The organism is Promicromonospora sp. NPDC023805, from assembly GCF_040639635.1.
GTDB lineage: Bacteria > Actinomycetota > Actinomycetes > Actinomycetales > Cellulomonadaceae > Promicromonospora.
In genome coordinates this window covers 26,443-41,793 of the sequence record NZ_JBFAAH010000003.1, presented here as the reverse complement: position 1 = coordinate 41,793, position 15,351 = coordinate 26,443, and the positions used below count along the sequence as shown (strand labels likewise).

The 15,351-nt window shown below is 72.5% G+C and carries 11 protein-coding genes; 1 reads left to right on the top strand and 10 read right to left on the bottom strand.

Annotated features, from left to right (window positions below; translation table 11 throughout):
• Nucleotides 1-58: 58 nt before the first annotated feature.
• Genes AB0F70_RS05040 through AB0F70_RS05005 form a run of 8 tightly spaced genes read right to left on the bottom strand, consistent with a single transcriptional unit; the run spans nucleotide 59 to nucleotide 11,651 of the window.
• A complete protein-coding gene (locus tag AB0F70_RS05040) occupies nucleotides 59-844 on the bottom strand; it encodes a deoxyribonuclease IV (protein WP_357444138.1) in 786 nt (261 codons plus the stop codon).
• A gap of 46 nt (nucleotides 845-890) precedes the next feature.
• Complete coding sequence (locus AB0F70_RS05035; RefSeq protein ID WP_357444136.1) at nucleotides 891-2,567, bottom strand: PQQ-binding-like beta-propeller repeat protein; 1,677 nt, start codon at nucleotides 2,565-2,567, stop codon at nucleotides 891-893.
• A 58-nt stretch (nucleotides 2,568-2,625) separates the two neighbouring features.
• Nucleotides 2,626-4,302 carry a PQQ-binding-like beta-propeller repeat protein gene (locus AB0F70_RS05030; RefSeq protein ID WP_357444134.1) on the bottom strand — a complete coding sequence of 559 codons (1,677 nt, stop codon included), beginning with the start codon at nucleotides 4,300-4,302 and terminating at the stop codon, nucleotides 2,626-2,628.
• A 41-nt stretch (nucleotides 4,303-4,343) separates the two neighbouring features.
• Nucleotides 4,344-6,038: a PQQ-binding-like beta-propeller repeat protein gene (locus AB0F70_RS05025; RefSeq protein WP_357444132.1), complete on the bottom strand. Its 1,695-nt coding sequence runs from the start codon at nucleotides 6,036-6,038 to the stop codon at nucleotides 4,344-4,346.
• Between the two features lie 52 nt (nucleotides 6,039-6,090).
• Complete coding sequence (locus AB0F70_RS05020) at nucleotides 6,091-7,695, bottom strand: PQQ-binding-like beta-propeller repeat protein (RefSeq protein WP_357444130.1); 1,605 nt, start codon at nucleotides 7,693-7,695, stop codon at nucleotides 6,091-6,093.
• Between the two features lie 49 nt (nucleotides 7,696-7,744).
• A complete protein-coding gene (locus tag AB0F70_RS05015; RefSeq protein ID WP_357444128.1) occupies nucleotides 7,745-9,514 on the bottom strand; it encodes a PQQ-binding-like beta-propeller repeat protein in 1,770 nt (589 codons plus the stop codon).
• Complete coding sequence (locus AB0F70_RS05010) at nucleotides 9,511-10,710, bottom strand: ABC transporter permease (RefSeq protein ID WP_357444126.1); 1,200 nt, start codon at nucleotides 10,708-10,710, stop codon at nucleotides 9,511-9,513. Before AB0F70_RS05010 ends, AB0F70_RS05015 begins: the two co-directional genes overlap by 4 nt.
• A 41-nt stretch (nucleotides 10,711-10,751) precedes the next feature.
• On the bottom strand, nucleotides 10,752-11,651 hold the full coding sequence (locus AB0F70_RS05005) for an ATP-binding cassette domain-containing protein (protein WP_357444124.1): 900 nt from the start codon (nucleotides 11,649-11,651) through the stop codon (nucleotides 10,752-10,754).
• 403 nt (nucleotides 11,652-12,054) lie between these two features.
• Between AB0F70_RS05005 and AB0F70_RS05000 the strand changes: the two genes are divergently transcribed.
• The gene (locus AB0F70_RS05000; RefSeq protein ID WP_357444122.1) at nucleotides 12,055-12,768 is read left to right on the top strand and encodes a hypothetical protein; all 714 of its coding nucleotides are present in this window, start codon (nucleotides 12,055-12,057) and stop codon (nucleotides 12,766-12,768) included.
• Nucleotides 12,769-12,973: 205 nt separating this feature from the next.
• On the opposite strand, the gene AB0F70_RS04995 is transcribed toward AB0F70_RS05000, so the two are convergent.
• Nucleotides 12,974-13,672, bottom strand: a complete 699-nt coding sequence (locus AB0F70_RS04995; RefSeq protein ID WP_357444120.1) for a response regulator transcription factor — start codon at nucleotides 13,670-13,672, stop codon at nucleotides 12,974-12,976.
• On the bottom strand, nucleotides 13,669-15,231 hold the full coding sequence (locus AB0F70_RS04990) for a histidine kinase (RefSeq protein WP_357444118.1): 1,563 nt from the start codon (nucleotides 15,229-15,231) through the stop codon (nucleotides 13,669-13,671). The genes AB0F70_RS04995 and AB0F70_RS04990 overlap by 4 nt, the downstream gene beginning before the upstream one ends.
• Between the last annotated feature and the right edge of the window lie 120 nt (nucleotides 15,232-15,351).

Genomic DNA, 15,351 nt, shown 5'->3' with positions numbered 1-15,351 from the left:
TGCCAGGTGGTCTCGCCAAGCTCGACCCGCGGGGGCGAGCTCGAGCAGCAGGGAGCGGTCAGCCCAGGCGCTCGCGCAGCCAGGCGATGTCCGGCGCCATGTCGCCCTTGGTCTCGCAGATGACCGGGGCGCCCGCCGCCGCGACCACCCCGACCAGGAGCTCCTCGGGGATCAGCCCCTTGCCGAAGTTGATGTGCCGGTCCGCACCGGACCCCGCGACGTCGCGCGAGTCGTTGGCGTGCACCAGGTCGATGCGGCCGGTGATCGCGCGGATCTGCTCGACGGCCGTCGCGAGGTCGAACCCACCGGCCCAGGCGTGACAGGTGTCGAGGGTGAACCCGACGTTGTCCCCGCCGTTCGCCGTGGTCACGGCCGCCCACAGCTCCTCGATCCGCTCCAGCCGGCGGGCCATGGAGTAGTCGCCGCCCGCCGTGTTCTCGATGAGCACCGGGACGTCGGTCTCCAGGGCGTCGATCGCCTTGCGCCAGTTGTCGAAGCCCTTGGCCGGCTCGTCGTTCGCGGTGACGTGCCCGCCGTGCACTACGACGCCCTTGGCGCCGATCGCGGAGGCTCCGTCCATGATCTGCTGCAGCAGCTTGCGGCTCGGGATCCGGATCCGGTTGTTCGTGGACGCCACGTTGATCACGTACGGCGCGTGCACGTACAGGTCCACGCCGGCCGCGGCGGCGTCGGCCCGGAGCGCCTCCGCATCACCTTCGTACGGGAGGTCCGGGACCTTCCACGCCTGCGGGTCGCTGAGGAACACCTGCACCGTGTCCGCGCCAAGCGTCCTCGCCGCACCGATCGCGTCGGTCAGGTCCACGTGCGCGCCGATCTTCACCATGGCCCCACCATAGGACGGCTCACCGACACGGCGTCGGCCGACGCCGTCAGCCCAGTCCGCGCACGCCCCCCTGCGTCACCGCGAGCAGACGGCCGCCGACCGCGACCAGGGGCGCGCCCTGAGTCGGGCCGAGAACGTCCGCGATGGGCACGTCCCAGGCGAGCTCGCCCGACACCGTGTCGAGCGACACGAGATCGAAGGTGCCTGCCTCGTCGTGCAGGAGCAGGAGCGCATGGCGGCCGTCGGTGAAAGCCTGGAACAGGAACCGGACGTCGGAGGACTCGCCGTCGGCTCCCTTCGCGATGTCCAGGACCCACCGCCGGTCCCCGGTCGCGACGTCCAGCCCGCGTACCTCACCGCCCGAGGCCACGACGACCGCCGTCTCACCCACCTCGGCGGCGAACTGGAAGGTGTCTGATTCCCGGGCGTCCCAGCGGGGCGTCCCGTCCGGCTCGTAGGCGTGCACGCCCGGCGCGTCCTCGTCCCAGCCGATCAGCAGGCCCGCTCCGTCGACCACTGCCGCCTCGACCGCATAGCCGGCGACCGTCCCGAGAACCTCGCCGTCAGCCGAGTAGACGACGGTGTCCGTCGTCGAGTCGGAGCCCGGCGCGAGGTAGCCACCCGTGCTGAGGCCCACGATGCCGCTGGCTCCGGATGGCGCCGCTCCATGGAGCAGCTCTCCGTCCGACGTGACGGAGGCGTTGGCGCCGCAGCCGCTGAGGGCGACGAGATCGCCGCTGATATGCGCGCCGAACGCGTCGGGCTGCAGCGGGTCGTCGCTCACGGCGTCGGAGACCTCGCCCCATGCGCCGCCGCCCTGCCACGGGTTGCAGTTCGCGGCGAGGGTCGCCACGAACGGCGCGGTGACGCTCCAGCGCTCCGCACCGGTGACGGCGTCCTCGGCGCGTAGCCTGATGTCCCGGCCGGACTCGACGGTCCCCGTGCAGTCGCCGGTCGGCGAGCAGACGGCGTCACCCAGGTCCACCGCTGAGGTGTCACCGACCCGTCGCGCCCGCAGCACCGTGCCGTCCGGCCCGGGCCTCGCGGACCCGTACCGGCGCGTGTCCGCGGCATCGAGGGTGCGCGGCTCGGACGCCACCCCGTCCGGCCCGACCACCATGACCTCGCGTTCCTCGGGCGCACCCTGGAGGCACACCACGGACGCGGTGGTGACGTCCGTCCCGCCTGGGTACCCGGTAGGCCCGCAGTCCGGGCGGTCGCCGAGCGGGATCGACCATGCCTCGCCGCCCGTCGCCGGATCCAGCGCGAGCAGCTCGTCGTCCACCACGAACACCAGCAGGTCGCCGAGCGCGGCCACCTCGACGCTGCCCCAGTACTCGCCGACCCCGCTGGTGGCGACCGCGCCCTCCCATGCCCACCGCTCGACGAGCGGGGACGACAGGTCCGCCACACCGCCGCGCACCGAACGAATCCGGTCCAGCTGTTCGGCGGCACGCACTCCGTCCAGGGCAAAACCCGTCCCCAGCACTACCGCGAGCACCGCGGCGACCGGCGCGAGCGGGCGCAGCCACCGGGTCGCACGGCCAGGCACCACGGGGTCGTCGCCGCTCGCGCCGTCGCGCACCTCCGAGGCGTCGTCAGGACCGCCGTCGGGAAGCGACCGGTCGGGACGCGGGGGAGCGTCGAGCGCATCATCGTCACCCGCATCGTCGTCGATGAGGTCGAAGACGAACGCGTCACCACCTGCCGGATCGCGTCCCATGCGGCTGAGCGTATGCGGAGCGGCCCGCCGATTCACCGGAAGTACCGTTGCGCACCGCTCAGCCGAGCCCGCGGACGCCGTCCGGCATGACCTCCAGGAGGTTGCCGTCGATCGCCAGCAGCCCGCTGCCGCCGATCTGGCCGGCTCCGTCGAGGACGGCTTCCTCGCCGTACTGCTCCCAGGCCACCTCGCCCGAGACCGCGTCGAGCGATACCAGCCCCGCGCTGCCGTACCCGTTCTCGACGACCAGCAGCACGTACTGCCCGTCGGTGAAGCCACGGGCCACGTAGAGCTCCGCCCCGTGTTCGCCGGGGGCCGTGTCCTTCCACGCCCACCGTTCCTCGCCGGACGCGAGGTCCAGCCCGCGCACCGTCCCGCCGCCGGTCAGGATCACCGCCGTCCCGGCGACCTGCGCGAGGAAGCCCTGGGCATCGGTGGTCACCCCGGCGTCCCAGCGGCGGGTACCGTCCGCCCCGTAGGCCGCGGCCCGGGCTCCCGGCTCCCCGACGCCGAGGAGCAGGTCGGGCTCGGACCCGTCCACGGCACCCGCCTCCGTGGCGTACCCGTCGATCTCGCCGACGGCGGTGCCGGCGGAGTCGTAGAGGACGGTCCGCACCTCCTCGCCAAAGGTGTAGCTGGTGTACCCGCCGTTGCGGAGGCTCTCCACGCTGCCGGTCCCGGGCTCGATCTCGGTACCGAGCATGACGCCGTCCGAGGTGATGACGGCCTCGATGCCGCACCCGTACAGCTGCACCAGCCTGTCGCTGATCCGGGCGCCGAACCCGCCGGGATCGAGCATGTCGTTCAGGTCCACGGCGGTGCCAGACCCGTCCCACGAGGTGCCGTACCAGTTGGCGCACTGGTCGGCGGGCGTGGGCCGGAACGGGATCGTCACGCGCCAGCGCTCCTCGCCCGTGACGGCGTCCTCGGCCCGGACCGTGAGGTCCTGACCTGCCCGCACCGTGCCTGTGCACTCCCCCAGCTCGGTGCACCTGCCGTCGCCGCGGCCGGACGTCGGCGCACGGCCGGTCCGCTCGGCGCGCACCACCGTGCCGTCCGGCCCGGGCCGGGGCTCCCCGAACCGGCGGGTGTCCGCAGCGGAGAGGACGCGGGGCGCCGAGACCGCACCGTCCGGTCCGACGACCGTCACCGCCCGGTCCGCATCCGGGCCGGCCAGGCACACGAGGGCCGACGTCGTGACCTGTCCCCAGCCCACCGAGCCGGTCGGCCCGCAGTCGGGGTCGGTGCCGAGCGGGACGGCCCAGGCCTCGGCGCCCGTCGCAGCGGAGAGCGCGACCAGCTCGCCACCCGACTCGAACGCGAGCACGTCACCGAGGACCGCCACCTCCACCCCCAGCCCCTCCTCGACCGCCCTTCGCGGGCCGACGTCGCCCTCCCAGGCCCACGTCTCGGTGAGCGGTGCGGACACGTCGACCACACCCCCGTGGACCTCACGCATCCGCTCCGTCCGTGCGGCGTCCCGTACGCCGTCCATCCCGAGACCCGTGCCGAGCACTATCGCCAGGACCGCGGCGACCGACGCGGCGCCGCGGAGACTCCGGCCCGGGCCGGCCGGGGGCTCACCGGGTGCGGCTCCCTCCGCTTCCGGGTCGTCCCCGTCCGGGTCGTCCCCGGCAGCCGCAACCTGCGGTACGAGAGGGCCTGCGGGGTCGGCCGCACCGTCGTCGACCAGGTCGAAGACGTACGCACCACCCTGCTCCGGATCGCGTGCCATGCGGTCGAGCGTATGCCGGTCGGGTCGCTCCCACCCAAGTCTCATCCCAGGCCACGCACGCCGCGTGGGGTGACCTCCAGCAGGTTGCCGTCCACCGCTATCAGGTCACCGACCACGCCCTGCTCGACGGTGTCGCCGTCCGCCAGGTCGAACGTGGTGATCGGCCCACCACCCGCCCGGTCCCAGAGCACCGCACCGGAGGCCGCGTCGAGCGCCACCAGGCCCTGCGTCCCGCCGCCCGCCTCGCGCTCGGTCAGCAGGAGCACGGACTCGCCGTCGGTGAAGGCCTGGACCACGTGGACGCTCCCGAAATACCCGCCGTCGTCCGCCGACACCGGGGCCGAGCCGTCCCAGACCCACCGCTCCGCGCCCGTGGCGAGATCCAGCCCGCGCACGGTTCCTGCCCCGGACGTGACGACCGCCGTGTCACCCACCTGGGCGAGGAACTCCTGGCCACCCGACTGCAGGACGATGTCCCAGCGGGGTGTCCCGTCCGGTTCGTAGGCCCGCAGCCGGCGCGCGGGCTCGTCGACCGCGAGCAGCGTCACCGGCCCTACCTCGTCGGTGGCCGCCGGGCTGAGCGGATAGCCGGTGACCTCGCCGACCACGTCGCCGTCGGCCGCGTACAGGCTGGCGCGGGCGACACCCTCGAAGCTCACCCCCGCATACCTGGTGGTACCCAGCATGACGACGCCGCCCCTGCCCGGTTCGATCTCCGTGCCGAGCACCACCCCGTCCGACGTGACGGAGGCCTCGATGCCGCACCCGTTCAGGTGGACGAGGCCCGCGGTGACCTGGGCGCCGAAGGTGTCCGGGGTGAGCTGCCCGCTGAGCACCAGCCGGGTGTCAGAGCCGCCCCAGGACCCGCTGAACGTGCGCGCGCACTGCACGGCGTCCGCCGCCCGGAACGGGACGGTCACCGTCCAGCGCGCGACGCCGGTCGCCGCGTCCTCGGCACGGAGCAGCAGGTCCCGGCCCGCCTGGACGCTCCCGGAGCATTCGCCGGCGGCCGTGCACGCGGCGTCGCCGAGGTCTATCACCGAGCGCGGTCCCACCCGCTTCGCGCGCAGCACCGTGCCGTCCGGCCCGACGTGGGGCAGGCCGTACCGGCGGGTGTCGGCGGCGTCGAGGACACGCGGGGCCGCCGTCGCGCCGCCCGGCCCCACGGCGACCACCTCGCGCTCGGCGCCGTTCCCGGTCCCCTGCAGACACACCAGCGCAGCCGACGCCGGATCGGTCCAGGCCGGCGAGACCATCGGACCGCAGTCCGCGTTCCCGCGGAGCCGCACGGTCCAGGCTTCCCGACCCGTGGCCGGGTCCAGCGCGACCAGCCCGTCGTCGGACCTGAACGCCAGCAGATCGCCGAGCACCACGACGTCGGCGGTGGACCTCTCGCCGGAACCCACCGTGCCGTCCCACACCCACGTCTCCTCCAGGGGTGCCGACAGGTCGGCGACGCCCCCTGGGATGTCGCGCATCCGCTCGATCCGCGCGTGGTCGCGGATGCCTTCGACGGCGAGCCCGGTCCCGAGCACTATCGCCAGGACGGCCGCGGTCTGCGCGGTGGCGCGCCGTTTGCGCCCCGGGCTGCCCGACGCCGAAGGGTCGGCCGCCGCGAGCCCGGCATCGGGCGTCCCGCCTGATCCGGCAGGGCCCGTCGGCACGTCGCCAGCGGCCGCGTCGTCGTCGACCAGGTCGAAGACGAACGCATCACCCTCGTCCGGGTCGCGCGCCATGCGGCCGAGCGTAGTGCCGGGCGCCGCACGGACCAGCCGGGTCAGGCGGAGATCACCCGAGGCCGCGCACGCCCTCCGGGGTGAGCTCCACGAGGTGCCCGCCGACAGCGATCGCCGGGCCGGTCATCGGCATGTGCCAGAGCTGCTTGCCGGTGTCCAGGTCGAGCGTGACGAGCAGCCCATCGGAGGAACCGTCCCGCGACAGGTACTCGAGGGCCACCGTCTCGCCATCGGTCAGGGTCCGGAACGGGATCATCTCGGTCAGGTCGTCGTTGCTCCAGCTCCAGAGCTCCGCGCCGGTGATCCGCTCCAGGCCCACCACCCGGTTCCCGCGGTTCACCACCACCACGTCCCGCCCCGCGAGCAGCACGCTCTGCCCGTAGCGCTCCGACCAGGCCACTGACCCGTCCTCGCGCACCGCCTCGAACCCCCACGCCTCGGTGGTCGTCTTGACGAACCACAGGTCGGCGGGCGCGTCGGGCGACGTCGCTTCGGTCCGCATCGAGCCGTCCAGGGTCTGCAGGGTCTTGCCGGTCCCGTCGACGACCGTCGTGCCCAGCCACTCTGCCTCCACCGCGAAGCGGCCGGGACCGATCTCGGTGACCCACGCCGGTGCGGTCAGGCCTCCGCCGCCCGCCAGATCGAGCCGTACTCCCGACGCGGACAACGTCGCCGACACGCCGCACCCGTCGACGACCACCGTCTCGGCCCCCGCACTGACGGTCACCACGTCCCCCTTGCAGTTCATCGAGTTCATCGGGTCGAACTCGACGATGCTCGTCCAGCGTTCCGCGCCGGTCCCGGCGTCCTCCGCGGTCAGACGCACATCCCGGCCGGGGGCCAGGTACCCGGACGAGCAGGTGCCCGACACGTCGCACTCCACCTCCCCTGCCGGATCGCCGGTCCGGACCGCTCGCACCGCCGTCCCATCCGGGCCCGGGAACACGTGCTCGCCCTCGGCAAGCTCCGCGGACCGCGTAGTGGTGCTTCCGTCCGGGGCGATGGCCAGCACCTCACGCGCGTCGGCCCCACCCTGCACGCAGACCAGCACCTCGGTCGACGTCGACGCGTCGTTGCCGGTGGGTCCGCAGGTGGGGCGCTCGCCCAGCGGGACCCGCCAGGCCACCCCGCCCGATGCGGGATCGATGGCCACCACCTCCTCGAAACCCGGCGGGACGGGCCCGCCGGGCCCCGGCGCGGGGTCCACCCAGTAGCTCTGCGCATTGGTCGGGGGCACCACGAGCAGCCCGTCCATGATCACCAGCTGCTGGTCCATGGGCATGCCCTCGTCCTGTTCGACCGGTGTGTCGAACCGCACCGCCCAGGTCTGGGGCGGCGGGTCCGCGAGGGACTCCACACCCACCGGCGAGGTGCGCATCAGCTCCGCACGCCGGTGGTCCCGCACCAGGTCGACCGCCGTGACCGTCACGACGCCGATCGCGACCGCCGCGGCGGTGAGCACCCAGGTCCGGCGCGACAACCGCGAGAGCCTGACCAGCAGCCCGGGACGGGGCTCGGCGGGGACGTGCGGTCCCCCGCCGACCACTCCCGCAGCACGGTCCGCAGCACCGTTCGCGTCGTCGTACGCGTCACCGTCCGACCCGTTCTCCTCGACCAGGTCGAAGACTACGGACTCCTGCTTGGCGGGCCGTGGCATGGCGGGAGCCTACCCGCGTGACCTGCGAGATCAGCTACCCCGTACGTGATCAGCCGAGACCCACCACACCATGCTGCGTGACCTGCGCCAGATGACCGTCGACGCTGATGAGCTGCGTGTACGGGGTCTCCTGCTCGAGCTCCCAGCGCACCGATCCGTCCCGGAGGTCCAGGGCGAGCAGCCGCAGCCCGGAGGCCTCGCCGCTCGGGTCCGCGCTCACCGGGAGCAGCAGGGTGTCGCCGTCCGTGTAGGCCCCGAAGATCGACGACTCCGCAGCCCAGGCCATGTCGTCGAACGAGAGCGTCTCAGGGGCGAGGGTCCAGCGGTCTGCGCCCGTGCCGAGGTCGATGGCACGGACCACCCCCTGCTCGTCCAGGACGACGGCGGTACCGGACACCTCAGCCAGCAGCGTCGTGGCCCTGAGCTGCGGCGCGGACCAGAGCAGCGCCCCGGCATCGTCGTCGGACGTGGACCTGGCCTGCGTGCGCACGCCTACCCGCTCCAGCACGAGTCCCGGATCGCGCCCGTCGGTGGCCCATGGCACGAGGACGTGACCGTCGAGGTTGACGGCGGCTCCGTCCGCCAGGTGCACCACGTCGTTGGCCATCGCGGCGTCGGTGGCCGCCGTATCCGGACCGACCCAGGCGCCGCCAGGCAGGGACAGGAACGAAGCCGTGTCCACGCCGTCGGCGGGCGGGTCCTCCGTGTCCTTCGGGTCGTCGAGCCGGGTGCCGTCGAGCCGGAAGGCCCCCGAGACACCGCAGCCCTGGACCTCCAGCACGTCGCCGTGCAGGTCCCAGCCCAGCGCGCCGGCGACGTCGAGAACCGGCGCGCCGGCCTCGTCATAGGTGATGCAGCTGTCGGGCCGCGGAGACCCGAACGTCAGGGTGTCGCTCCACCGCTCCGTACCCGTCGCGGCGTCCTCGACACCGACCGTCAGATCCGGTCCGACGAAGGCCTTCGGAAGGTGGGGAGCGCCCAGCTTGTCGACCACCACTGGACGCCGCTCCGTCTTGCCGCCCGCGATCTCGAAGTGGAGGAGACCACCGCCGGCGACGGGGACGACGTCGGCCCCGGGGTCGAGCTCCCGGCTCCGCGTGGCGCCGTCCGCCTCGATGACCGTGACGCTCTGCTCGCGTTCGTCGCCCTCACCGGAGGACGTGACGCAGACGAGCGGGTCTGCCGGCTCCTGGGTCGACGGCTCGCCGATGCCGAGGAGCGCCGACGGACCGCAGCTCAGGTCCTCCTCGAGGTCGACGGTCCACAGCACCTCGCCCGACGCCGGGTCCACACCCTGGACCTTCGCGTCACCGGCGATCGCGAGCACCCCCGGCATCTCGACAAGCGTCGAGCCGATCGGGTTCTGGAGGTCTATCGACCACTGCTCGGTGGGCTTCACCTCCAGGTCACGCACCCCCGCCGGGGTCGCGAGGAGCGCCTGCTCACGCAGCCGCGCGTCCACCAGCACCCCGGCCGCCACAGCCAGCACGACGACGGACACCACGCCTCCGACCAGCAGCACCTTGCCGCGCCGGGTGGTGGGCAGCCGCCATCGGACGGCCGACCCACCACGCCGCACGTTCCGCCCGACGGCGGCCCGGGCGCTCGCGAGCGCGAGCGCCGCCCGACCGGGCTCGCGAGGAGCCGGCTCGTCGGCTTCGGCGTCCGGCTCCTGCGCGGCGGAGTCGTCGCCGTCCGGGGCCTCGCTGTCCGGGCCGTCGGAGGCACGGGGGACCTCGTCGATGAGCTCGAAGGTCTGGACCTTCGACGGATCGGGGGTCCCGTTCCCGGTGTCGTCCTGCTGAGTGCGTTCGGTCACGCCCCGAGGGTAGTGCCCCGGTCCGCTGTCATGGCCGCCTTCCAGCTGACCCGGCCACCCGTCTGCATGAGCGCCCCGCGGTAGGCGCGCTCGCTGAGGAGCACCGCGCCGAGCGTGGTCAGCAGGAGGACGAGGAGCGAGACGAGCGGCTCCCACCAGAGCGCGTCGCCGTTGAGCACCCGCACCGGCATCGACACGATGGACGCAGGCGGGATGTAGGACAGGACGCGCTCCAGCATGCCGTCGGCCGAGAAGGTCACCACGTACACGCCAAGGATCAGCATCATCAGCGGGCTGGTCGTGTACTGGAGGTCCTCGGTGCGCGACGCGAGCGAGCCCGCCACCGCGTACAGGGCGGCCACGGCGACGAACCCGACGGTGAAGAAGACGACGAACCAGATCATCGTGGCCGACATCGCGGGCAGGATCGCCGAGAGATCGGTGAACGAGGCGCCGATGAGCCCCACTCCGGCGAGCAGGAGGTTCTGCGCCAGCGCGATCACCGAGCTGCCGATGATCTTGCCCGCGAGCAGCTGCCGCAGCGGCACGGCGGTGGCGATGATCTCGACCAGCCGGGACTGCTTCTCCTCGATCACGCTGCCCGCGATCATCGAGCCCGACCCGACGGCCCCCATGAAGAACAGGAACGCGAGCACGAACCCGGCCACGAACACGATCTGCGGGTCCACCGGGTTGCCGTCGAGGCGTTCCGTCTCGATGTCGCTGCCGGCCGTGAGCGCATCGACGGTGGTCCCGGCGGCGTCCGCCCGGCCGGCCATCACCTGGTCGCGCACCGTGGACCCGACCAGCGCGGCCAGGTCGCTGTCGGGCTCCCGCCACCCGGAGAGGGTCCAGCCGCCGGCCTCGCCGTCGCCGGAGCTGAGCCAGGCGTCGGCGGTCTCGTCCTCGAGCGCCGCCTCCGCCGCTGCGGCGGAGTCCACGCGCACCACGTTCAGCTCGATGTCCTGGTCGTCCGAGGCCGCGGTCCCGGTGGCGGACTCCAGCGCGGTCGCCGCGGGCTCGTCCCCCGCGACCACCGCGACGTCGAACGACTCGGTGCGGCCGTCCATGTAGGACGTGAAGCCGATCAGCCCGCCGATCATGACGACGTTGACCACCAGGCCGATCAGGAACCCCTTGTTGAGCGCCCGCACCACTACCTCGCGGGTCGCCACCAGCATCCATGCGTTCTTCATGCCATCTCCTCTGCCGCGTGAGTCTGCGGCTCCGCTCCGGCTCACGCGGTCACCTCACGGTAGATCTGGGCCAGAGTCGGCCGCACTGGGGAGAACTCCTGGACGGCGCCCCGCTCCAGGGCCGCGGACAGGAGGCGCGTGGCCGCGGCGGCGTCGTCCACCTCGACCAGCGCGGACGCGCCGTCCACATCCACTGCCAGGACGCCCGGCACGCCGCGGACGAAGCCCGCGTCGCCCGACAGGACCAGCCGGTGCCTCGTCACGCCCTGGGCGCGCAGGCCGTCGGGTGTGCCGTCCGCGAGGAGCCTGCCCCCGCCCAGGATGACGAGCCGCTCGCAGAGGCGCTCGACGAGGTCGAGCTGGTGCGAGCTGAACAGCACGGGCACCCCGCGCCGCGTGTGCTCCCGCAGCAGGTCGACCATTGCGTCGACCGCCGCGGGGTCGAGGCCGCTGAACGGCTCGTCCAGGACGAGCGCCTTGGGCTGTCCCATGATCGCCGCGACGATCTGCACGCGCTGCTGGTTGCCGAGCGACAGCTTCTCCACGTGCTCCTTCGCGCGGTCCGCCAGCCCCAGCCGGTCGAGGTGCTCCAACACCTCCCGGCGCGCGACCGGAGCCGCGATGCCCCGCAGACGCGCCAGGTAGACGAGCTGGTCCAGCACGGGCTGCTTCGGGTAGAGGCCGCGTTCCTCCGGCATGTACCCGAACTCGCGGCGGTCGTGCCGCGTGACCGGCTCGTCGCCGAACCGCACCTCACCGCTCGTGATCGCGAGCACTCCCATGATCATCCGCATGGTCGTCGTCTTGCCCGCGCCGTTGGCCCCCACGAACCCCGTGAGCAGGCCCGACCTCGCCGTGAAGCTGACGCCGTCCACCGCTCGCCGGGGCGCGCCGCCCGACACGAACACGCGGGTCAGGTCCCGCACCTCCAGATCGCTCATGGCAGTCACGCTATGGCCGCGACGTGGGAGGGGGATCCACCGCAAGGCGGAACCCCCTCCGCCTCCCGGCGGGTGCCGCCCGCTGACGTGGTCGGCAAAGCGGCAGAAGATCGGCATTTCGAGTTGCCGAGCTTGTGACATTCGGCTGACCGCGGTCTGTGCACCTGCATCCACATACCCATTGACCTGGTATTACACGTACCAGTTGCCGATGGCGTTCTGCCACGTATTGTCCCATCCGGAGCGTTACGAGAACGAGAGTGGCGCTGAATGGTTCGTCAGCCCGTCCACGGAGGAATGAGCATTCCACTCCGGAGGATGTTTTTGCGGTCCGGTACAGAGGGAACGGACCGTCACGACAGAGGGCACAACGCAGTATCTGAACCCGCAGGGGGAGCTGAGCGTGCGCAAGCGTTTGATCGTCACAGGGACAACCGCAGCCTTCGTGCTGACGGCGGGAATCATGGGTGCCGTAGCCGTGCAGCCGCCAGGACCGGACCAGGACCGGGACACGACGGCCGCACCTGCTGTGCCCGATGCGCTGCAGGGCCTGCCGCCGATGATGGTGAAGCGCGAGGCCATGTCCAGCCAGGGGGAGAACGGCACGGTCGACGTGCGTACGCGCACCGGGCAGAACCGGTTCACGTACACGCCGCCGGCCGCGTCGACGTACGTTCCCCGGCACATGGCCGATTCGCCGCCTGACCAGCCGAACAGCGGCTTCACGATGGCGCCGCTGCCCGGGATCGACCTCGGCAACGGTTCTCGGCCGACACCCCCCAGCAACCCCTCGCGCCCACCGACGACGAAGCCGCCGACGCAGTCGCCGACCCCCACGCCGACGCCGACACCTACGCCGACCCCCACGCCGGAGCCCACGCCGACGCCGACTCCCACCCCGGAGCCGACCCCGACGCCGACGCCGACTCCCACGCCGGAGCCGACCGACCCGCCGACGCAGGAGCCCACGGACCCGCCGACGCAGGAGCCGACCGAGCCGCCGACGGAGCCGACTCCGGAGCCGACCGTCGAGCCTTCGCCGGAGCCCTCGACCGATCCTTCTCCGGACCCGTCGACCGAGCCTTCACCTGAGCCTTCCACGGAACCGACCGAATAGTCCGGTTTTCTGAAGTCTCACCGGTGTATCACAACGCAGAGAAGCGAAGCCCTTTCCCCAGGGCCTCGCTTCTCTGACCCCTTTCCCATGCTGCCAGGAAAGGGATATATATCCGATTCACTCAAAGCGGATGTCGGCGGTCGGTGACATCGGCGTAGGTGTCGGCGGTCGATGACATATGGGCGACGGCAGCGACCATTCCCGCTCAGACCAGGCCCACGCGGTGGGCCAGGACGACCGCCTGCACCCGGTCCCGCACATGCAGCTTGGAGAGCACGTTCGAGACGTGCGTCTTCACCGTCGCCTCGCCGAGGTACAGGGTCGAGGCGATCTCCGCGTTCGAGAGCCCGGTACCCACCAGCTCCAGGACCTCGCGCTCGCGCGGTGTCAGGAGAGCGAGGCCGGCCGGGGCCGCCATCTGCTGCCTCGCGGTGTGGGTACCGACGGGCTCGACCAGCGATCTCCGCTCGGACGGCGGCTGCCGCTCCCCCGCGACCATCTGCTCGATCACCCGTCGCGTGATCTGCGGCGCGAGCAGCGCATGACCGGCCGCCACCGTCCGCACGGCCTCGACCAGGTGCTCCGCGTCGGAGTTCTTGAGCAGGAACCCGGAGGCCCCCGCCGCCAGCCCGTCGAAGACGTACTCGTCGTGGTCGAACGTCGTCAGGACCAGCACCTTCGCGAGGTCCTCCGCCACGATCCGACGTGTGGCCTCGATACCGTCCATGACAGGCATCTGGACGTCCATCAGCACGATGTCGGGCCGCAGGGCGCGGGCCAGCTCGATCGCCGCGGCGCCGTCGCCCGCCTCGCCGACCACCTCGAAGTCGTCCTCCACCGAGAGGATGAGCGAGAAGCCGGAACGGACCAGCGCCTGGTCGTCGACCAGCAGCACGCGCGTCATCCGACGACCTCCGTCCGGGCCACGGACAAGGCTTCGGCCGGAGCCGCCGTCTGCCGCGCGGAGGCCGTGGGAGGTACCGGAACCACGCCCGGACCCGGCGCGGGCAGCGGCAGCCGCACCCGGACGCGGTACCCGCCCGTCGCGCGTGGCCCGATCTCGACCATCCCCTGGTGCGTGGCGACCCGCTCCCGGATGCCCAGCAGCCCCAGGCCGGAGCCGGACGTCCCGTGGCGCGGACGGCCGTCGTCCAGCACCTCCACCTCGGCGAAGCCGTGCTCGAACCGCTGCCCCGCCTGCGTCTCCGGGCGGCGGACCACGCGCAGCGTGACCGTCGCGGACCGGGCGGTCGAATGCTTCCGCACGTTCGCCATCGCCTCCTGGGCGGTTCGGTAGAGGCTGAGTCCCATCGGGTCCGGCACGTCAGCTGCGGCGCCCGCGGGCTCCTCGACCTGGCGGAACGTGGTGTCCAGGCCGTCGTGGTCGGCGGCGGTCAGGGCCGGGAGGTCGGCAAGGCCCGGTTCGGGCGCCCGGGAACCTGCGCCGTCCGGCCCGGACGACGAGCCCGTGCCACCGGCGTCCGGCACCGAACGGAGCGTGCCGACCAGGTTCCGCATCTGCGCGACGCCCTCGCGGGACTCACGCTCGATGGTGAGGAGCGCTTCCGCCGCACGGGCCGGGTCGCGGTTCAGGACCCGCCGGGCGGCGGCCGCCTGGATGCCGATCACCGACACGTGGTGCGCGACGACGTCGTGCAGCTCGCGCGCGATCCGCACCCGCTCGGCGACTATCGCCTGGTCGGTGAGGGCCACCGCCTGCTTCTCGATGGTGACCGCCTGGTCGGTGAGCTGCCGCCGACGCAACGCCGCGTTCCACCGCATCTGCCCCGCCACCACCGCGCCGCCGAAGAACGCGATGTTGATGATGAACTGGTAGGCGCTGTTCGCGAGGTACGGGTCGATCAGGCCGGGCCAGTCCGCGCGGGTCGGGAACTCCTCGAGGAGCGTCTCGATGCCCTGCTGCAACGCGAACATCCAGATCAGCCACGTGAACATCACCAGGACGCACGCGCTGACGACAACGAGCATCGCCCGCCGGTCCCGCGCCCAGGCGACCGCCGTGAACAGCGCGACGAAGTACATGACCTGCATCGGCATGAGCACGGTGATCGCAGGGATCGTGAGGCCGATCCCGAGGAAGGACCCGTACACGAGCACGAGCGACACCAGCGGGTAGCGGCGGCGCCACGCCAGCGGCATGGTGCTGACCACCCCGAGAAGGTAGACGAGCCACAGGGGCTCCGTCACCTCCTCGAAGATGCCCATGCTGCGGCCCAGCTCGATCGAGACCGCCGCGAGCACGGCGAACCCCGCACCCAGCAGCAGGTCCCTGCGATACGCGTCACGGCCGGCGGGAACCCGCTCCCAGTCGGAGTCGACGCCGAACCAGTCGAGCGCGCGACCGGCGACGCCCTCGGCGGAACGGGACGTCGCGGCGCGCGACAGGTCGGGCTGCCGGGCGCCGGGCGGCGGGACGTCGGGCGGGGATGGAGCATCGGACATGCCCCCAGCCTAGGAAATGCGAGCCCCGACCGCTTCCACCTGAAGGCGGAGACGACAAGACGAGAACGGGGTTGTGTTCCGTCCGGGCCCTCACCGGAACACAACCCCGTTCTCGTCCCA